This window comes from Herbaspirillum frisingense, from assembly GCF_047325095.1.
Classification (GTDB): Bacteria; Pseudomonadota; Gammaproteobacteria; order Burkholderiales; family Burkholderiaceae_D; genus Herbaspirillum; species Herbaspirillum frisingense.
Window position 1 is genome coordinate 4,010,135 of sequence record NZ_CP168558.1, and the last position, 15,928, is coordinate 4,026,062.

15 protein-coding genes are annotated in these 15,928 nt (G+C 64.8%); 10 read left to right on the top strand and 5 right to left on the bottom strand.

The features are described 5' to 3' along the window. Positions 1 to 5 precede the first annotated feature (5 nt). The 9 genes from ACEOAC_RS18465 (at position 6) to coaBC (ending at position 10,146) form a co-directional block, all read left to right on the top strand. Positions 6 to 701, top strand: a complete 696-nt coding sequence (locus ACEOAC_RS18465) for a cysteine hydrolase family protein (RefSeq protein ID WP_241811961.1) — start codon at positions 6 to 8, stop codon at positions 699 to 701. A gap of 2 nt (positions 702 to 703) precedes the next feature. Next, complete coding sequence (locus ACEOAC_RS18470; RefSeq protein WP_413444618.1) at positions 704 to 2,299, top strand: ABC transporter ATP-binding protein; 1,596 nt, start codon at positions 704 to 706, stop codon at positions 2,297 to 2,299. Next, on the top strand, positions 2,296 to 2,979 hold the full coding sequence (locus ACEOAC_RS18475; RefSeq protein WP_241811963.1) for a cysteine hydrolase family protein: 684 nt from the start codon (positions 2,296 to 2,298) through the stop codon (positions 2,977 to 2,979). Before ACEOAC_RS18470 ends, ACEOAC_RS18475 begins: the two co-directional genes overlap by 4 nt. After that, on the top strand, positions 2,976 to 3,353 hold the full coding sequence (gene hpxZ / locus ACEOAC_RS18480) for an oxalurate catabolism protein HpxZ (protein ID WP_006463152.1): 378 nt from the start codon (positions 2,976 to 2,978) through the stop codon (positions 3,351 to 3,353). Before ACEOAC_RS18475 ends, hpxZ begins: the two co-directional genes overlap by 4 nt. Before the next feature lie 34 nt (positions 3,354 to 3,387). After that, positions 3,388 to 4,092 (top strand): GntR family transcriptional regulator, encoded by a 705-nt coding sequence (locus ACEOAC_RS18485; RefSeq protein ID WP_234295873.1) that lies wholly within the window; start codon positions 3,388 to 3,390, stop codon positions 4,090 to 4,092. Between the two features lie 192 nt (positions 4,093 to 4,284). Continuing rightward, the gene (locus tag ACEOAC_RS18490; RefSeq protein ID WP_241811964.1) at positions 4,285 to 5,262 is read left to right on the top strand and encodes a bifunctional riboflavin kinase/FAD synthetase; all 978 of its coding nucleotides are present in this window, start codon (positions 4,285 to 4,287) and stop codon (positions 5,260 to 5,262) included. A 122-nt stretch (positions 5,263 to 5,384) separates the two neighbouring features. Further along, entirely contained in the window at positions 5,385 to 8,279 is a 2,895-nt protein-coding gene (gene ileS, locus ACEOAC_RS18495) for an isoleucine--tRNA ligase (protein WP_413444617.1), read from the top strand. 97 nt (positions 8,280 to 8,376) lie between these two features. Next, complete coding sequence (gene lspA / locus ACEOAC_RS18500) at positions 8,377 to 8,892, top strand: signal peptidase II (RefSeq protein WP_006463156.1); 516 nt, start codon at positions 8,377 to 8,379, stop codon at positions 8,890 to 8,892. Between the two features lie 57 nt (positions 8,893 to 8,949). Continuing rightward, positions 8,950 to 10,146 (top strand): bifunctional phosphopantothenoylcysteine decarboxylase/phosphopantothenate--cysteine ligase CoaBC, encoded by a 1,197-nt coding sequence (gene coaBC / locus ACEOAC_RS18505; RefSeq protein WP_413444616.1) that lies wholly within the window; start codon positions 8,950 to 8,952, stop codon positions 10,144 to 10,146. Positions 10,147 to 10,151: 5 nt separating this feature from the next. Here the strand turns inward: coaBC and ACEOAC_RS18510 are convergent, their stop codons facing one another. The 5 genes from ACEOAC_RS18510 to ACEOAC_RS18530 all read right to left on the bottom strand — a co-directional run bounded on the left by ACEOAC_RS18510 (position 10,152) and on the right by ACEOAC_RS18530 (position 14,931). Beyond that, on the bottom strand, positions 10,152 to 10,817 hold the full coding sequence (locus ACEOAC_RS18510; RefSeq protein WP_006463158.1) for a GntR family transcriptional regulator: 666 nt from the start codon (positions 10,815 to 10,817) through the stop codon (positions 10,152 to 10,154). A 123-nt stretch (positions 10,818 to 10,940) separates the two neighbouring features. Beyond that, a complete protein-coding gene (locus ACEOAC_RS18515; protein WP_413628505.1) occupies positions 10,941 to 12,242 on the bottom strand; it encodes an amidase in 1,302 nt (433 codons plus the stop codon). Positions 12,243 to 12,387: 145 nt separating this feature from the next. Then, positions 12,388 to 13,359 carry an ABC transporter substrate-binding protein gene (locus ACEOAC_RS18520; protein WP_233207486.1) on the bottom strand — a complete coding sequence of 324 codons (972 nt, stop codon included), beginning with the start codon at positions 13,357 to 13,359 and terminating at the stop codon, positions 12,388 to 12,390. After that, the gene (locus tag ACEOAC_RS18525; RefSeq protein WP_006463161.1) at positions 13,356 to 14,120 is read right to left on the bottom strand and encodes an ABC transporter permease; all 765 of its coding nucleotides are present in this window, start codon (positions 14,118 to 14,120) and stop codon (positions 13,356 to 13,358) included. Before ACEOAC_RS18525 ends, ACEOAC_RS18520 begins: the two co-directional genes overlap by 4 nt. Before the next feature lie 10 nt (positions 14,121 to 14,130). Continuing rightward, positions 14,131 to 14,931 carry an ABC transporter ATP-binding protein gene (locus tag ACEOAC_RS18530; protein WP_006463162.1) on the bottom strand — a complete coding sequence of 267 codons (801 nt, stop codon included), beginning with the start codon at positions 14,929 to 14,931 and terminating at the stop codon, positions 14,131 to 14,133. Positions 14,932 to 15,378: 447 nt separating this feature from the next. Here ACEOAC_RS18530 and dut point away from each other — a divergent pair, with 447 nt between their 5' ends. Further along, entirely contained in the window at positions 15,379 to 15,840 is a 462-nt protein-coding gene (gene dut / locus ACEOAC_RS18535) for a dUTP diphosphatase (RefSeq protein ID WP_006463163.1), read from the top strand. Positions 15,841 to 15,928 lie beyond the last annotated feature (88 nt).

Below are 15,928 nucleotides of genomic sequence, written 5' to 3' on the forward strand. Positions count from 1 at the left end.
CCACCATGTCCAAACTCTTCATCAAGGCCGAACCCTATGCCTGGCCCTACGATGGCGCCCTGACCCCGGCCAATACCGCGCTCATCGTCATCGACATGCAGACCGATTTCTGCGGCATCGGCGGTTACGTCGACAAGATGGGCTATGACCTCTCGCTCACGCGCGCGCCGATCGAGCCGATCAAGCGCGTGCTGGCCGCCATGCGCGCCGGTGGCTACACCATCATCCACACCCGCGAAGGCCACCGCCCCGACCTCTCCGACCTGCCCGCCAACAAGCGCTGGCGCTCGCGCCAGATCGGTACCAATGGCGTGGGCATCGGCGACGCCGGTCCCTGCGGCCGCATCCTGGTGCGCGGCGAGCCGGGCTGGGAAATCATCCCGGAGCTGGCGCCCATCGCCGGCGAGATCATCATTGACAAACCCGGCAAAGGCTCCTTCTGCGCCACCGACCTGGAAATGATCCTGCACACCCGGGGCATCCGCAACATCGTGCTGACCGGCATCACTACCGATGTCTGCGTGCACACCACCATGCGCGAGGCCAATGACCGCGGCTTCGAATGCGTGATGCTCTCCGACTGCTGTGGCGCCACCGACCACAACAACCACCTGGCAGCGCTGTCGATGATCAAGATGCAGGGTGGCGTCTTCGGCGCGGTCTCGGATTCGGCCGCGCTGATCGATGTGATCGGGGCCTGATCATGCACGCGCTTGAGCTGGAAATCCTCGGCGCCGGCAAGTCCTTCGGCAGCTTCCGGGCGCTGGACGAGGTGTCGCTGAAGATTCGTGCCGGCACCATCCACGCCCTGCTGGGGGAGAACGGCGCCGGCAAGAGCACGCTGGTCAAGGGTCTGGTGGGGTATAGCCCGCTCGACCAGGGCAGCGTCATGGCCGACCGGCGCGAGGTGGACATCCGTGGTGCGCGCACGCCCAGCCAGTTGGGCATCGGCATGGTCTATCAGCACTTCACGCTGGCGCCCAGCCTGAACGTGGCTGAAAACCTGCTGCTGGCACGGGGCGACCTGCCCTGGCGCATCCGCTGGGGCAGCGAACGCGCGGCGCTGGAAGAATTCATGGCGCGCATGCCCTTCCGGCTGGCGCTGGACCGGGCGGTGAGCAGCCTCTCGGCCGGCGAAAAACAGAAGCTGGAAATCCTCAAGCAACTCTACCTGCGGCGTCGCTTCCTGATCCTGGATGAGCCGACCTCGGTGCTCACGCCCCAGGAGGCCGACGAAGTGCTGGGCCTGATGCACGCCCTGACCCGCCAGCAGGAGCTGACGGTGCTGATGATCACCCACAAGTTCCATGAAGTGAGCGCCTATGCCGACGATGTCACCGTGCTGCGCAAGGGCCGGCTGGTGGGCAGCGCCCGCGTGGCCGATACCAGTCCGGACGAGCTGGCGCACTGGATGATGGGCCATGCCCGCCAGGAAAAGGCGCAGGTGGCGCGCCCTGCGGTGCCGGCGCAGGCGTCGGTGGGACTGGAGGTGCGCGATCTCACGGTCAACAATGATCGTGGCGTGGCGGCGGTGCGGGCCTTGTCGTTGCAGGTCAGGCAGGGCGAGATCGTGGGGCTGGCCGGCATCTCCGGCAATGGCCAGAAGGAACTGGTGGAAGCCCTGCTGGGCCAGCGCCGTCACCTGCAGGGCGAGATCCACGTAGCCGGCGCACCCTACGCCGCCACCCGCGCCGAGATGCGCCGCCTGCGCGTGTTCGCGTTGCCGGAAGAACCGCTGCGCAATGCCTGCATCCCGGGCATGAGCGTGGCCGAGAACATGGCGCTGCGCAACTTCGACGTCGCTCCCTTCAAACGCGGTGGCTGGCGCATCGACCGGGCCGCCATGAAGCGCCAGGCGCAATCGCTCATCAGCGCCTTCAACGTCAAGCCGCCGTTGCCGGAACGCGCCATCGGCACGCTCTCCGGTGGCAACGTGCAGCGCGCCGTGCTGGCCCGCGAACTGGGCGAGCATGCGACCGCTGGCGATGCCAATCATGGCGACAGCGCCGCTGCCCCCAACGTACTGATCGTGACCAACCCGGTGTTCGGCCTGGACTTCGCCTCGGTGGCCGACATCCACGCCCGCCTGCTGCAGGCCCGCGCACGTGGAGCTGCGGTGTTGCTGGTGAGCGAAGACCTGGACGAATTGCTGGAGCTGTCCGACCGCATCCTGGTGATGACCGAAGGCCGCATCGTGCATGTGGCGCAGGATGTCGCCACCCGGGGCGCCGACCGCGCCGCGCTGGGCCGCTGGATGGCGGGCCACTCCGAACAACCCACTCACGCCGAGGCCGCATGATCCGTATCGACGCCACGCCCTACCCTTACCAGTTCCACCCGCGCAGCACGGCGCTGGTGGTGATCGACATGCAGCGCGACTTCATCGAGGAAGGCGGCTTCGGCAGTGCGCTCGGCAATGACGTGCGGCCGCTGGCGGCCATCGTGCCGACCGTGGCGGCGCTGCTGCAGCTGGCACGCGAGGCCGGCATGCTGGTGGTGCATACCCGCGAATCGCACCTGCCAGACCTGTCGGACTGCCCGCGCTCCAAGCGCCTGCGCGGCAACCCGACGCTGGGCATCGGCGATGTCGGACCGATGGGCCGCATCCTGGTGCAAGGCGAGCCGGGCAATCAGATCCTGCCTCAACTGGCGCCGGTGGAGGGCGAACTGGTCATCGACAAACCCGGCAAGGGCGCCTTTTACGCCACCGACCTGCATGCACAACTGCAGGAGCGTCGCATCACCCACCTGCTGGTGGCCGGCGTGACCACCGAGGTTTGCGTGCAGACCTCGATGCGCGAGGCCAATGACCGTGGCTATGAATGCCTGGTGATCGAGGATGCCTGCGCCAGCTACTTCCCCGACTTCCATCGCACCACGCTGGAGATGCTGACGGCCCAGGGCGGCATCGTCGGCTGGCGTGCCCCGCTGGCACAACTGCAGGCCGGCGTGGCTGCCTACACAGGAGACAATCCATGATGCAAGTGAACCTGCCCCATGTGGTGGCCGAGGTCGAACAGGCCTTCACCGATTACGAATACGCCTTGCTGGTCAATGACATCCCCACCCTGGACCGCTGGTTCTGGTATGCGCCGCAGACGGTGCGCTATGGCGTGGGCGAGGTACTGCTGGGTGGTGAGGCGATCCGCCAGTACCGCAAGACCTGCACCCCGGTACCGGCCTCGCGCAAGCTGCAGCGTACCGTTGTCACTACCTTCGGCACCGACTATGCTACCGTCTCCACCGAATTCACGGACCACACGTCCGACCGGATCGGCCGTCAGATGCAGACCTGGGTCCGCATGGAAGAAGGCTGGCGCATCGTCGCCGCCCACGTCAGCCTGATGGCATGAGACCGCCTCCCGAGAACACCAGAATGCCCGCGCCATGACCGTCACCGTTGCCAATCCGCTCGCCGAACAGGTCTATCACCGGATCAAGGACGACATCTTCAGCTTCCGCCTGCTGCCCGGCGACAATTTCACCGAGACCGAGATGGCGCAGCGCCAGGGCGTCTCGCGCACGCCGCTGCGGGATGCGCTGTTCCGGCTACAGCGCGAGGGCTATCTGGAGGTGGGCTTCCGGCGCGGCTGGAAGGTCTGCCCCATCGATTTCGACCGGCTCGACAATCTCTACGACCTGCGCATCGTGCTGGAGATGGCGGCGCTGGAAAAGCTGTGCAGCCAGGAAGAGCCCGGCGCCGGCCTGGAGCAGCTGAACGCGATCTGGCTGGTACAGCCGGAAGATCGGCTCGCCGACGCGGTGCAGGTGGCCGAACTGGACGAAGCCTTCCATACCAACCTGGTGGCCGCCGCCGGCAACCAGGAGATGACCCGGGTCCATACCGAGGTCACCGAAAAGATCCGCATCGTGCGCCGCCTGGACTTCCTCAAGAAGAAGCGCGTCGACGCCACCTACGAGGAACACGGAAAGATCCTGCAGCTGGTGGCCAAGCGCCGCGCCACCGAGGCGCAGATCCTGCTGCGCGCCCACATCACCCAGAGCAAGCTGGAGGTGCGCAAGATCACCATCTGGATGCTGGCCGAGGCGCGCCAGTTGCAGGAGCCGGAAGCGGTGCCGGCCCTGCGCTGAACTTGGCCAAGCCGAGATAAGACTGCCAGGCATGCACGAAAAGCAATATTTCTATTGGGAAATGTGAAAAAAGCTTCCTGAGATGCGCAAGCAGGCGCTTGATCCCCCCGATCCCGCCACCAAATCAGGGAAAGCGTCCGAAACCATTTATAATGGAAGGCTTTTGTAACAGCGCATCTCTCCAGCGGCTCAATGAAGGTATTTCGCGGACTTCCCACAGCCGAATCGCGCGCCCCGTGCGCGCTGACCATCGGCAATTTCGACGGCGTGCATCTGGGCCACCAGGCCCTGCTGGCACGCGTGCGCGAGGCCGCCGGCAAACTGGGCCTGGACGCGGCGGTGATGACCTTCGAACCGCATCCGCGTGAATTCTTCGCCCAACTGGCCGGCACCCCCGAACGCGCCCCGGCGCGCATCGCCAACCTGCGCGACAAGCTGCAATCGCTGGCCGACTCCGGCATCGACCGCGTGGTCGTGGAGCATTTCGGCAGCCACTTCGCCGCGCTCTCCCCGCAGGACTTCATCGAGAAGATCCTGGTACAGGGCCTGCATGTGCGCTGGCTGATGGTGGGCGACGACTTCTGCTTCGGCGCGCGCCGCGCCGGTACCCTGGACACCCTGATCGAGGCCGGCCGCCAGCATGGCTTCGAGGTCCATGCCCTGCCGACGGTGACCAATGCCGGTGTGCGTATCTCTTCTTCCGCCGTGCGGGCGGCACTGGCCGAGGGCGACTTCGACCTGTCGCGCCAGTTGCTGGGCCACCCCTACGCCATCAGCGGGCGCGTGGTCCATGGCAAGAAACTGGGCCGCACCATCGGCTTCCCCACCCTGAACATGCGCGTGGGCCACAAGCGTCCGGCCCTGTCGGGCATCTTCGTGGTGCAGGTGCATGGCCTGGCGGACCGGCCGTTGCCGGCCGTGGCCAGCCTGGGCGTGCGTCCGACCGTGGATGACAGCGGGCGGGTCCTGCTGGAAACCCACCTGCTGGACTTCCAGGGCGATTGCTACGGCAAGCTGGTGCGGGTCGAGTTCCTGCAGAAGCTGCGCGACGAGGAAAAGTACGTGGACCTGCCCACACTGACCACCGCCATCGCCCGCGACGTCGACCATGCCCGCGCCTGGTTCCGCGAGAACGCCGGCTTCGCCGTCTCGGCCACCGACCGAATTTGAACGCTGGGCGATGGCCGGAGCAGCGCTTCCGCCGTCGTCCAGCCGCCCCATCCGCATTTCGCCAGCGCGCATGTCAGCACGCCCGGCGCCAGAATCAAACTGCATCCAAGGAAAGCTTTCTCATGTCCAGCAACGACAACTCCGCCAAGCCCGGCAAACCGGAAAAAGCCGGCAAGGCGCCCTCCAAATACCCGGTCAACATGACCGAGACCGCCTTCCCCATGCGCGGCGACCTGGCCAAGCGCGAGCCGCAATGGGTCAAGCAGTGGCAGGAGAAGAAGGTCTACGAACGTATCCGCAAGGCGTCGGCCGGCCGTCCCAAGTTCATCCTGCATGACGGTCCTCCGTATGCCAACGGCGACATCCACATCGGCCACGCCGTCAACAAGATCTTGAAGGACATGATCGTCAAGGCCCGCAACATGGCCGGCTTCGACGCGCAATACGTGCCGGGCTGGGATTGCCACGGCATGCCCATCGAAATCCAGATCGAGAAGCAGTTCGGCAAGAACCTGCCGGTGGCCGAAGTGCAGGCCAAGGCGCGTGCCTACGCCGGCGAGCAGATCGAGCGCCAGAAGGCCGACTTCATCCGCCTGGGCGTGCTGGGTGAATGGGACAACCCTTACAAGACCATGAACTTCTCCAACGAAGCCGATGAGCTGCGCGCGCTCGGCACGATCCTGGAGAAGGGCTATGTCTATCGTGGCTTGAAGCCCGTGAACTGGTGCTTCGATTGCGGCTCGGCCCTGGCCGAGGCGGAAGTGGAATACCAGGACAAGCGCGACCCGGCCATCGATGTCGGCTTCCCCTTCGCTGAACACGACAAGCTGGCCACCGCCTTCGGTCTGGCAGACCTGCCGACCCGCCACGGCTATATCGTCATCTGGACCACCACGCCCTGGACCATCCCGTCCAACCAGGCGCTCAACGTTCACCCGGAATTCGAATACGCGCTGGTCGAGACCAGCCGCAACGGCGAAGCCACGCTGCTGATCCTGGCCAAGGACCTGGTCGAATCCTGCCTGCAGCGCTTCGGCCTGGAAGGCAAGATCATCGCCACCACCACCGGCGAGAAGCTCTCGCTGATCCGCTTCCACCATCCGCTGGCCAAGGCCGATGCCGGCTACGACCGCCTCTCGCCGGTCTACCTGGGTGAATACGTGACCGCCGACAGCGGTACCGGCATCGTGCACTCGGCGCCGGCCTACGGTATCGAAGACTTCATCTCCTGCAAGGCGCACGGGATGAAGGATGACGACATCCTCAACCCGGTCATGGGCGATGGCCGTTATGCGTCCTGGCTGCCGCTGTTCGCCGGCCTGACCATCTGGGAAGCCTCCAAGCCGATCTGCGCCAAGCTGGAAGAAGTGGGTTCGCTGTTCAAGCTGGTCATGTTCGACCACAGCTACATGCATTGCTGGCGCCACAAGACCCCCATCGTCTACCGCGCCACCTCACAGTGGTTCGCCAGCATGGACAACACGCCCAAGGATGGCGGCCCCAGCCTGCGCCAGACCGCGCTGCAAGGCATCGAGGACACCGCCTTCTTCCCCGGCTGGGGCAAGGCACGCCTGCACGGCATGATCGCCAACCGTCCGGACTGGACCCTGTCGCGCCAGCGCCAGTGGGGCGTGCCGATGGCCTTCTTCGTGCACAAGGAAACGGGCGAGCTGCATCCGCGTACGCCGGAGCTGATCGAACAGGTGGCCCAGCGCATCGAGAAGAGCGGCATCGAAGCCTGGCAGGCGCTGGACCCCAAGGAACTGCTGGGCGAGGATGCCGAGCACTACGTCAAGAACCGCGACACGCTGGATGTCTGGTTCGACTCCGGCACCACCCACCAGACCGTGCTGCGTGGTTCGCACCGCCAGCAGTCGCAGTTCCCGGCCGACCTGTACCTGGAAGGCTCGGACCAGCATCGTGGCTGGTTCCACTCGTCGCTCCTGACCTCGTCCATGTTGAATGGCCGCGCGCCCTACAAGGCCCTGCTCACGCACGGCTTCGTGGTCGATGGCGAGGGCAAGAAGATGTCCAAGTCCAAGGGCAACGTGGTGGCCCCGCAGAAGGTCTCGGACTCGCTGGGCGCGGAAATCCTGCGCCTGTGGGTGGCCTCGACCGACTACTCGGGCGAACTGTCGATCTCGGACGAGATCCTGAAGCGCGTGGTGGAAGCCTATCGCCGCATTCGCAATACCCTGCGCTTCCTGCTGGCCAACACGGCCGACTTCGACCCGGCGCAGCACGCCGTGCCGGTGGCCGAGCTGCTGGAGATCGACCGCTACGCCATCGCCAACATGGCGCGCCTGCAAGCTGATGTCCTGGCGCACTTCGAGACCTACGAATTCCACCCGGTGGTGGCCAAGCTGCAGATGTATTGCTCGGAAGACCTGGGCGGCTTCTACCTGGACATCCTCAAGGATCGCCTCTACACCAGCGGCGTGGATTCGGCGGCGCGTCGTTCGGCCCAGACCGCGGTGTGGCACATCACCCAGTCGCTGCTGCGCCTGATGGCACCGATCCTGTCCTTCACCGCCGAAGAAGCCTGGAGCTTCTTTGCCGGCAAGGAAGCCTTCGAGGCCAGTGGCGAGACCATCTTCTCGCAGACCTACTACGCGCTGCCGGAAGTGGGCGATGCCAAGACCTTGCTGGCCAAGTTCGCAGTGCTGCACGAAGTGCGCGCCGCCGTCACCAAGCAGCTGGAAGAAGTGCGTATCGCCGGCAGCATCGGTTCTTCCCTGCAGGCCGAGGTGGAACTGAAGGTGTCGGGCGAGAAGGCCGATCTGCTGGAGAGCCTGGGTGAAGACCTCAAGTTCGTGCTCATCACCTCCGCAGCCAGCGTGACCCGCGTGGCCAGCGCCGAGGAAGAAGGCGTGGTGGTCACGCCCTCGACCCAGCAGAAATGTGAACGTTGCTGGCACTATCGCGCCGATGTCGGGTCTCATCCCGAGCATCCCGGCCTGTGCGGCCGCTGCGTGAGCAACCTGTTCGGCCAGGGCGAGAAGCGTCGCTTCGCCTGATGACCTGATCGCCTGATCACCCGATCCAAGCAGGACGGCCTTGCAAGCTGCCCGCTGCACTCTGCGCAGCGGGCAGCTCACTCAAACAAGAACATCCATGGCAACCAAAAAGCGCTCCTCCTCTTCCGCCTCGTCCTCTTCCACCCAGGGCCTGCTGCCCTGGCTGGGCATCGCCACCATCGTGCTGCTGCTGGACCAGCTCTCCAAGATCACCATCCTGAAACTGTTCCACTACGGCGAATCGCTGCCGGTGACCGGTTTCTTCAACCTGGTGCTGGTCTACAACAAGGGCGCGGCCTTCAGCTTCCTGGCCGCCAGCGGTGGCTGGCAGCGTTACCTCTTCACCGCCATCGGCATCGGCGCGGCGGTGTTCATCATCCACCTGCTGCGCAAGCATCCCGGCCAGCGCATGTTCTGCTGGGCGCTGGCGCTGATCCTGGGCGGCGCCATCGGCAACGTGATCGACCGCGTGGTCTATGGCCACGTGATCGACTTCCTCGACGTCTATGTCGGCAACTGGCACTGGCCGGCCTTCAACATCGCCGATAGTGCGATCTGCGTGGGTGCGGTATTGTTCGTGGTGGATGAACTGCGCCGGGTCTCCCGGAAGTAAGAACGACAAGAACGGCAACCCACCTGCGGCGCGCCACCTGGCGCAAGGGAGCAAGCAATGGAACTGGCTGGCAAGAAAATCGTACTGGGCCTGACCGGCGGCGTGGCCTGCTACAAGGCCGCGATGCTGGCGCGCGAACTTGGCCGCGCCGGGGCGTCGGTGCATGTGGTGATGACCGAGGCGGCCACCCATTTCATGACCGCCGTCACCTTGCAGGCGCTGACCGGCAACCCGGTCTATACCGATCAGTGGGATGCGCGCATGGACAACAACATGCCGCACATCAACCTCACCCGCGATGCCGATGCGGTGGTGATCGTGCCCTGCTCCACCGACTTCATCTCCAAGCTGGCCCATGGCGCCTGTGACGACCTGCTCTCGACACTGTGCGTGGCGCGTCCGGCACGGCTGCCCCTGATGGTGGCACCGGCCATGAACGTGGAGATGTGGCAGAACCCGGCGACCCAGCGCAATGTGCGCCAGATCAGGGAAGACGGCATCCTGCTGCTCGGCCCCGATGCCGGCGCACAGGCCTGTGGCGAAGTCGGTGAAGGGCGCATGCTGGAACCGATGCAACTGCTGGAAGAGATCGTCGCCGCCTTCCAGCCCAAGCTGCTGGCAGGCCGCCGCGTGCTGTTGACGGCCGGGCCGACCTTCGAACCCATCGACCCGGTACGCGGCATCACCAATCTGTCCTCGGGCAAGATGGGCTATGCGATCGCCCGGGCGGCACGTGAAGCGGGCGCGGAAGTGACGCTGGTATCCGGCCCGACGGCATTGGAGACACCCTATGGCGTGCGTCGCGTGGACGTGCAGACGGCACAGCAGATGCACGATGCGGTGATGGGCAATGTGACCGGGCAAGACCTGTTCGTGGCGGTAGCGGCGGTGGCCGACTGGCGCGTGGCCAATGCCAGCACGCAGAAGCTGAAGAAACAGAACGAGCAGGACACGCCAGCACTGCAATTCGTGCAGAACCCCGACATCCTCGCCACCGTCGCCGCCCTGCCCCAACGCCCCTATTGCGTGGGCTTTGCGGCCGAATCGGAGAACCTGGAACAATACGGCACGGCCAAGCGGATCAAGAAGAACATCCCGCTGCTGGTCGGCAATATCGGCCACCAGACCTTCGGCCGTGACGACAACTCCCTGCTGCTGTTCGACGACCAGGGCCACAGCGCCCTGCCGCGCGCCGACAAGCAGACCCTGGCACGCCAGCTGATCCGCGAGATTGCGCGCCGCATGGCGCAATAGTCAGTTTAGCGAAACGCGCTGCCCAGGGTCTCTTCGTTGACCGAATCCTGGATCGCCTCCAGCGTCTGCTGCAGATGCTGGCGCACGATCTGCTCGACCAGGGCCGCATCGCGCTGCCGGTAGCCTTGCAGAATCTGCGCGTGTTCTTCATTGTCGGTCAGCTGGATCTGCGGCAGCAGGTAGATCGACAGCGAGACATAGGGTGCGGCCACCAGCAACAGGTTACGGACCATCTCGTACAGGCGTGATCCCTGTTCACTGCGCATGAGGTGATCATGGAAATCGCAGTTCAGCGCCGCCCAGGCATGGGGGTCGTCGGCCCGGCACATCTGCTCGTGCAGCGCGGTGGCTGCCTCCAGGGCATCGGGCCGGATCGAGGCGACCGACTTGCGTGCCAGCAGCGGCTCCAGCACGATGCGCAGTTCATAGATCTCGGCCACGTCCTGCACCGAGAGTCCCTTGACCACCACGCCCTTGTTGGCATCGATGGTCACCAGCCCCTCCGAACGCAAGCCCCGGAAGGCCTCGCGCACGGGCGTGGTGCTGACTTCGAAGCGGCGCGCGACATCGTCCTGGCGCAACTTGTCACCGGGGCGATAGTTGCCGCGCAGGATATCGTTGCGCAGCTGGCTTAGGACCTGCTGCTCTATGGTTTTGAAGGCTTTTGACATGAGCACGTTGAGCTGGACGGCACGCCCCCTGCAGCGGGCTGCAGGATGGGGGGAGCCTCATTGTGGCCTGCCCCGCAGGCCGGTGCAAGCGCGCCCTTGCGCCGGCTCCGCCCGCCGGTCGGCTCAGTTCTCCATCCGCTGCGCCGGCCGGATCGTGGGCAGGATCGTGCTGATCCATTGGGCGTGCTGCAGCAAGGCCAGGTCCTGGTCGCCAGGGCCGATCAGTTGCACGCCGAAGGGCAGGAAGTCGGACGAATACCCCGACGGCAAGGTCACCGCCGGTAAGCCCAGCAAGGTCGCCGGGGTGCAGAAGATCGCATCGCCGGTCTTGTCCAGACCTGGCAAGGCGGTGGTCGGCGAAGGCAGGGTCAGGACCGCATCGAGCCCGTCGAAGACGCGATCACGCTCGGCCCTGAGGCTGGCCAGCCGCGCGCACAGCTCTTCGTAGCGCGCATCGCTGATGGCGGCACCGGCCTCGATAAGCGCGCGGATATTGGGACCGGCCAGGTCCTCCTTGCCGCGGATATCGTCCCGCAGGGCGGCCCGCGCTTCATAGGCCAGGATCTCGTTGATCAAGGCATGCATCTCGACCAGGTCGACGGGCAATTCCACCGGCACGCAGGCAACGCCTTGCCTTTCCAGGCGCCGGATGACGCCGTCGACATTCTGCTGGACGTCACCCTGTACCTGCGCCCAGCGCGAACTGCGATAGATCCCGACACGGGCCGGTTTGACGCCGGCATGGAAGGCGCTCGCCGAGACGGGCGGTGCAATGGCGCCGTCACGCACGATCACGGCATGCATGACCGCCGACCAGTAGAGACTGGAGGTGATGAAACCCAGGTGATCCAGTGAGGGGGCGAGCTTGTGCGTGCCCTCGGTGGGAATGCGGCCAAAGGTCGGCTTGTAGCCATAGGCGCCGCAATAGGCGGCCGGGCGGATGACGGAGCCGACCGTCTGTGTACCCAGGGCGATGTCGACGATGCCCGCGCCCACTGCCGCCGCCGAGCCACTGGAGGAACCTCCGGGGGTGTAGCCCGGATGCCAGGGGTTGACGGTGGCGCCGGGATCACGCCAGGCGAATTCGGTGGTCACGGTCTTGCCAAAGATGATGGCACCGGCCTGGCGCAGCCGGGCCACGATCCAGGCATCGGCGGCGGGTTGATGGCCGGCGAAGATCGCCGAACCATAGGCGGTGGGCATGTCGGCAGTATCGATGAGGTCCTTGACTGCCACCGGGATGCCTGCCAGCGGCCCGCTGGTGTTCTGGGTTGCGGGATAGCTCTCCGGGCGCCAGACGAAGGCCCGGAGCCGCTCGTCGAGATGGTCGGCAGCCGCCACGGCGGTGGCCAGGGGGCTGGGGTCGCGGGCAAATGCGGTTGCGGTTGCGGATGCGGGTGCGGTCTGCGTCGCTTCTGTGGTCATGATCGTCTTCCTCTGCTGCTGGGTGGCGGTGCCGTGCTGCCAATCCACTGCGCAATCAACTACGGTCAACTGCAATTGCGCGACCGGCTGGCTGCCGTGCATCCGAGGCCCGGGGGCAGGATGCACGGTGCGGCACATGGAGATCTTAAGGCTTGGTGGTCTTTTCGGCGAAGCTGTTGTCGACCGCGCTCTCGTAGGTGACCTGCCCGGGCTTGACGTTGCCGATGGCAATCTGCAGATCCAGTCCGGCCTGGAAGGCTTCACGCGAGATGACGGGGGTGGCCGGGTAGACCTTCTGCTCCAGCAGGCGTTTGACGGCAGCGCGTACCACCGTCGGGTCCAGTTGCGGGAACTCGGCGATGGCGACCTTGTAGGCCACCTCCGGATTGGACTGCATCAGCTTTTCCGCATCGGCGATACCGGCAACGAAGCTTTGCACCATTTGCGGCTTTTTCTCCACCGTGGACTTGAGGGTATCAATCGTGGAAAAGGCGTAGACACCGTTGTACTGCTTGGCGAAGTCATGCACGATCTTGTAGCCGTTGGCCAGCGCCTGCTCCACCTGCGGCTGGTAGAGCGTCGCCGCATCGGCTCGGCCGGCGGCTACCGGCGAAATCTCGGTACCGATGGCCACCGTATTGAGCTTGACCGAACTGAGGCCCTTTTCCTTGAGCAGGTTCTGCAGCAGGTAGGTCGAGGTCGACGGCGGGATGGCGGTGGAAATGGTCCGGTCCTTGAAGTCGGCCAGGGAGTTGATCGGTGAATTGGCCGGCGCGACCGTCCACACCGGCACGCCCGCCACTACCATGGCCACATTGGTCAAGGACGCGCCCTTGAGATTGGCCAGCACAGCCGTCATCGGGTCTTGCAGCGAGAAATCGGCATGACCGCCAATGACCGCCGCCACACCCTGGGCGCCCCCGCCGGCGGTCACCTTCTGCACTTCCAGACCGCGCTTGGCGAACAGTCCTTCGCCCATGGCGACATACAGGGGGAGATACTGGATGGACTGGAAGGCCTGGTAGATCACCGCCTTCTCGGCGGCCATCGCGACGCTGCTCCCGAAACAGCCGATGCACAGCAGTGCGGCTGCGCTTGCCTTGCGGATGGACTTCATTGTTCGCCTTTCCATGAAATTACCCTTTCTTCAGTCAGTTTTACCAGCCAGGTGAGTAAGGCCGCCATGAGCGTGAGGATGATCACGCCCAGCCAGACGGTATTGAGGTCAAACAGCGAGCCGGCCACGAAGACCGCATGCCCGAGTCCGCTTTCGGAGGCGATGAATTCGCCCACGACCGCCCCGATCAGGGCGAAGCCGATGTTGATGCGCAGGATGGAAAAGATCCACGGCACCGACGCCGGCAGGATCAGCTTCTTGAACACCTTGGCGCGCTGGGCCTTGAAGGACTTGAACAGGTTCAGGAGATCCTTGTCGACCTCCTGGGCGGCGGCGCAGGAAGAGATGATGGCCACCGCAAAGGTGGAGATCCCCGCCAGCCAGATCTTGGAGACCATGCCCGAGCCGAACCAGATGATGATCAAGGGCCCCAGCGCGATCTTGGGAATGCTGTTGAGCAGGATGGAGAACTGCTCGACGATGGCCGAAGTACGCGGATAGAACCACAGCGCCAGCCCCAGTGCGATGCCCAGGCCGCTGCCCAGCAACAGGCCCAGCAGGGTCTCCACCAGCGTGACCCAGGTGTCGTAGAGCAGTTGTCCCTGGCTCAGGCCGATCACGGCGGACTTGTAGATGCCCGCCGGTGAGCCCAGCAGCTGACCGTTGATCAGATTGGACTGGGCCGCCATCTGCCACACGATGACGGCCACCACCAGCAAGGTGGCGACGATGGCGGTGGCGCTGCCGTCTTTGGATTTCATCACTCTCTCCTCAGGTGCTGGCGTGGGCGACGTCACTGGCACGCAGGGCGTTCCAGATCTCTTTGTGGTAGTGCGGGAATTCCGGCGCGCCCCGGGCGCTGACGGCGTCGCGCAGGCCATCGCTGCCCTCCACCGTGAGCACGATGTGCTGCTCGCGCATGATCTGCGCCGGACGTCCACCGAGCACCACCACCCGCTGGCTCATGGCGATGGCTTCGTCGATGTCGTGGGTCACCAGGATGACGCTGGTGCCTTCGCTGCGCGTGAGGCTGATGACATCGTTTTCCAGCATCAGGCGGGTCTCGTAGTCGAGCGCGGAGAAGGGTTCGTCCAGCAGCACCACGGTGGGATCGGCCAGCAGCGTGCGACATAACGCCACGCGCTGCTTCATTCCGCCGGAGAGCGCATGCGGATAGGACTGCGCCACGGTGTCCAGGCCGTAGCGCTTGAGCATGGCGCGGGCGCGCTCACGGTCGGCCTCGGTGACATCGCGCTGCAACTCGATGCCCAGCACGGCGTTGTCGAGGATGGTGCGCCAGGGCAGCAGCAAGTCCTTCTGCAACATGTAGGCAATGCTGCCGGCGCGGCCATCCTCGCGCGGCTGCAGCACGATGCGACCGGCGGTCGGCTTGAGCAGGCCCGAGATGAGGTTGAAGAGCGTACTCTTGCCGGCGCCACTGCGACCGACGATGGCGACGATCTCACCTTTGCCGACATTGAAGTGAAGGTTCTGGAATATCCGGATTTCTTCGCCGTTGGCCTTGATGAAGGCGTGGCTCAGATTGTCGACTTCTAGACGGTGGTCCGACATGGGCTCCTGCTCCTGAAGACTGCTTGAATGGCATGGATGGCACGGAAGATGACCCGCATGCCGCGTCGATGCGGCGTGGCGACATTGATTATGCATAATGCATAATCTTGCCTGAGGTCATGAGCAGAAACTGTGCCAGAGGTGGCAACAGGACGCCGAAAGCCGCATGGGCCATGCGCTTGCAGCCGATCAGGGATATTCTTCCCGCCCTGCCACGGCGCTGGCGGCCATGGCATCAGGCCCGACATTGGCGCGATTGCACCTCGATCGGACATTGCAGTGCACCAAGGCTGTCCGAACCAACGGACTCGCGCGGCAATCCCCGCTTCTCGCCAGGGCGGCAAGAAACATCCATTCCAAGATGGAAGTTGCTAGAATTGCGGCCTTAGGTGATGCACGCCGCCAGCCTGGCGCGCATTCTTGTCATTCCATCACCCGTGAAGAAATATGCATCGTCGAATCGAAGCCCGTATCGTCAACCCCCTTCTCGGCGAACAGATCCCTGTTCCCAGCTATGCCACCGATGGCTCCGCCGCACTGGACCTGCGGGCCTGCATCGAAGCCCCGATCACCCTGCGCGCCGGTAGCCGCGAACTGATCAAGACCGGCCTGGCCATCAACATGATGGACCCCTCGCTGGTGGCCATCGTGGCCTCGCGCTCGGGCCTTTCGCTCAAGCACGGGCTGCATGTGGCACAAGGCATCGGCGTCATCGATGCCGATTACCACGGTGAAATCGCCGTGATCCTGGCCAATTCGGGCCAGGAAGACTACGTCGTGCAGCCGGGCGACCGGATTGCCCAGTTGATGTTCCAGCCGGTGGTACAGGTGGCCTTGAGCATGGTGGACAAGTTCTCTACCGAAACCGAGCGCGGCGAAGGCGGCTTCGGCAGCACCGGCAAGTCCTGAATCGTCCCTGCCGCTGGCTGCGGCGCCAGCGGCCGTCCTACGCCACAGTACAAAGCGACAAGGAACCGTGACAAGGATGAGCCTGTCC

Excerpts from the sequence above, each read along its gene's own strand:
- ACEOAC_RS18510 (WP_006463158.1), bottom strand. The coding sequence starts at position 10,817 with ATGTCAAAAGCCTTCAAAACCATAGAGCAGCAGGTCCTAAGCCAGCTG.
- ACEOAC_RS18515 (WP_413628505.1), bottom strand. The coding sequence starts at position 12,242 with ATGACCACAGAAGCGACGCAGACCGCACCCGCATCCGCAACCGCAACC.
- ACEOAC_RS18485 (WP_234295873.1), top strand. The coding sequence starts at position 3,388 with ATGACCGTCACCGTTGCCAATCCGCTCGCCGAACAGGTCTATCACCGG.
- ACEOAC_RS18490 (WP_241811964.1), top strand. The coding sequence starts at position 4,285 with ATGAAGGTATTTCGCGGACTTCCCACAGCCGAATCGCGCGCCCCGTGC.
- dut (WP_006463163.1), top strand. The coding sequence starts at position 15,379 with ATGCATCGTCGAATCGAAGCCCGTATCGTCAACCCCCTTCTCGGCGAA.
- ACEOAC_RS18520 (WP_233207486.1), bottom strand. The coding sequence starts at position 13,359 with ATGAAGTCCATCCGCAAGGCAAGCGCAGCCGCACTGCTGTGCATCGGC.
- hpxZ (WP_006463152.1), top strand. The coding sequence starts at position 2,976 with ATGATGCAAGTGAACCTGCCCCATGTGGTGGCCGAGGTCGAACAGGCC.
- lspA (WP_006463156.1), top strand. The coding sequence starts at position 8,377 with ATGGCAACCAAAAAGCGCTCCTCCTCTTCCGCCTCGTCCTCTTCCACC.
- ACEOAC_RS18470 (WP_413444618.1), top strand. The coding sequence starts at position 704 with ATGCACGCGCTTGAGCTGGAAATCCTCGGCGCCGGCAAGTCCTTCGGC.
- ACEOAC_RS18465 (WP_241811961.1), top strand. The coding sequence starts at position 6 with ATGTCCAAACTCTTCATCAAGGCCGAACCCTATGCCTGGCCCTACGAT.
- ACEOAC_RS18525 (WP_006463161.1), bottom strand. The coding sequence starts at position 14,120 with ATGAAATCCAAAGACGGCAGCGCCACCGCCATCGTCGCCACCTTGCTG.
- coaBC (WP_413444616.1), top strand. The coding sequence starts at position 8,950 with ATGGAACTGGCTGGCAAGAAAATCGTACTGGGCCTGACCGGCGGCGTG.
- ileS (WP_413444617.1), top strand. The coding sequence starts at position 5,385 with ATGTCCAGCAACGACAACTCCGCCAAGCCCGGCAAACCGGAAAAAGCC.
- ACEOAC_RS18530 (WP_006463162.1), bottom strand. The coding sequence starts at position 14,931 with ATGTCGGACCACCGTCTAGAAGTCGACAATCTGAGCCACGCCTTCATC.
- ACEOAC_RS18475 (WP_241811963.1), top strand. The coding sequence starts at position 2,296 with ATGATCCGTATCGACGCCACGCCCTACCCTTACCAGTTCCACCCGCGC.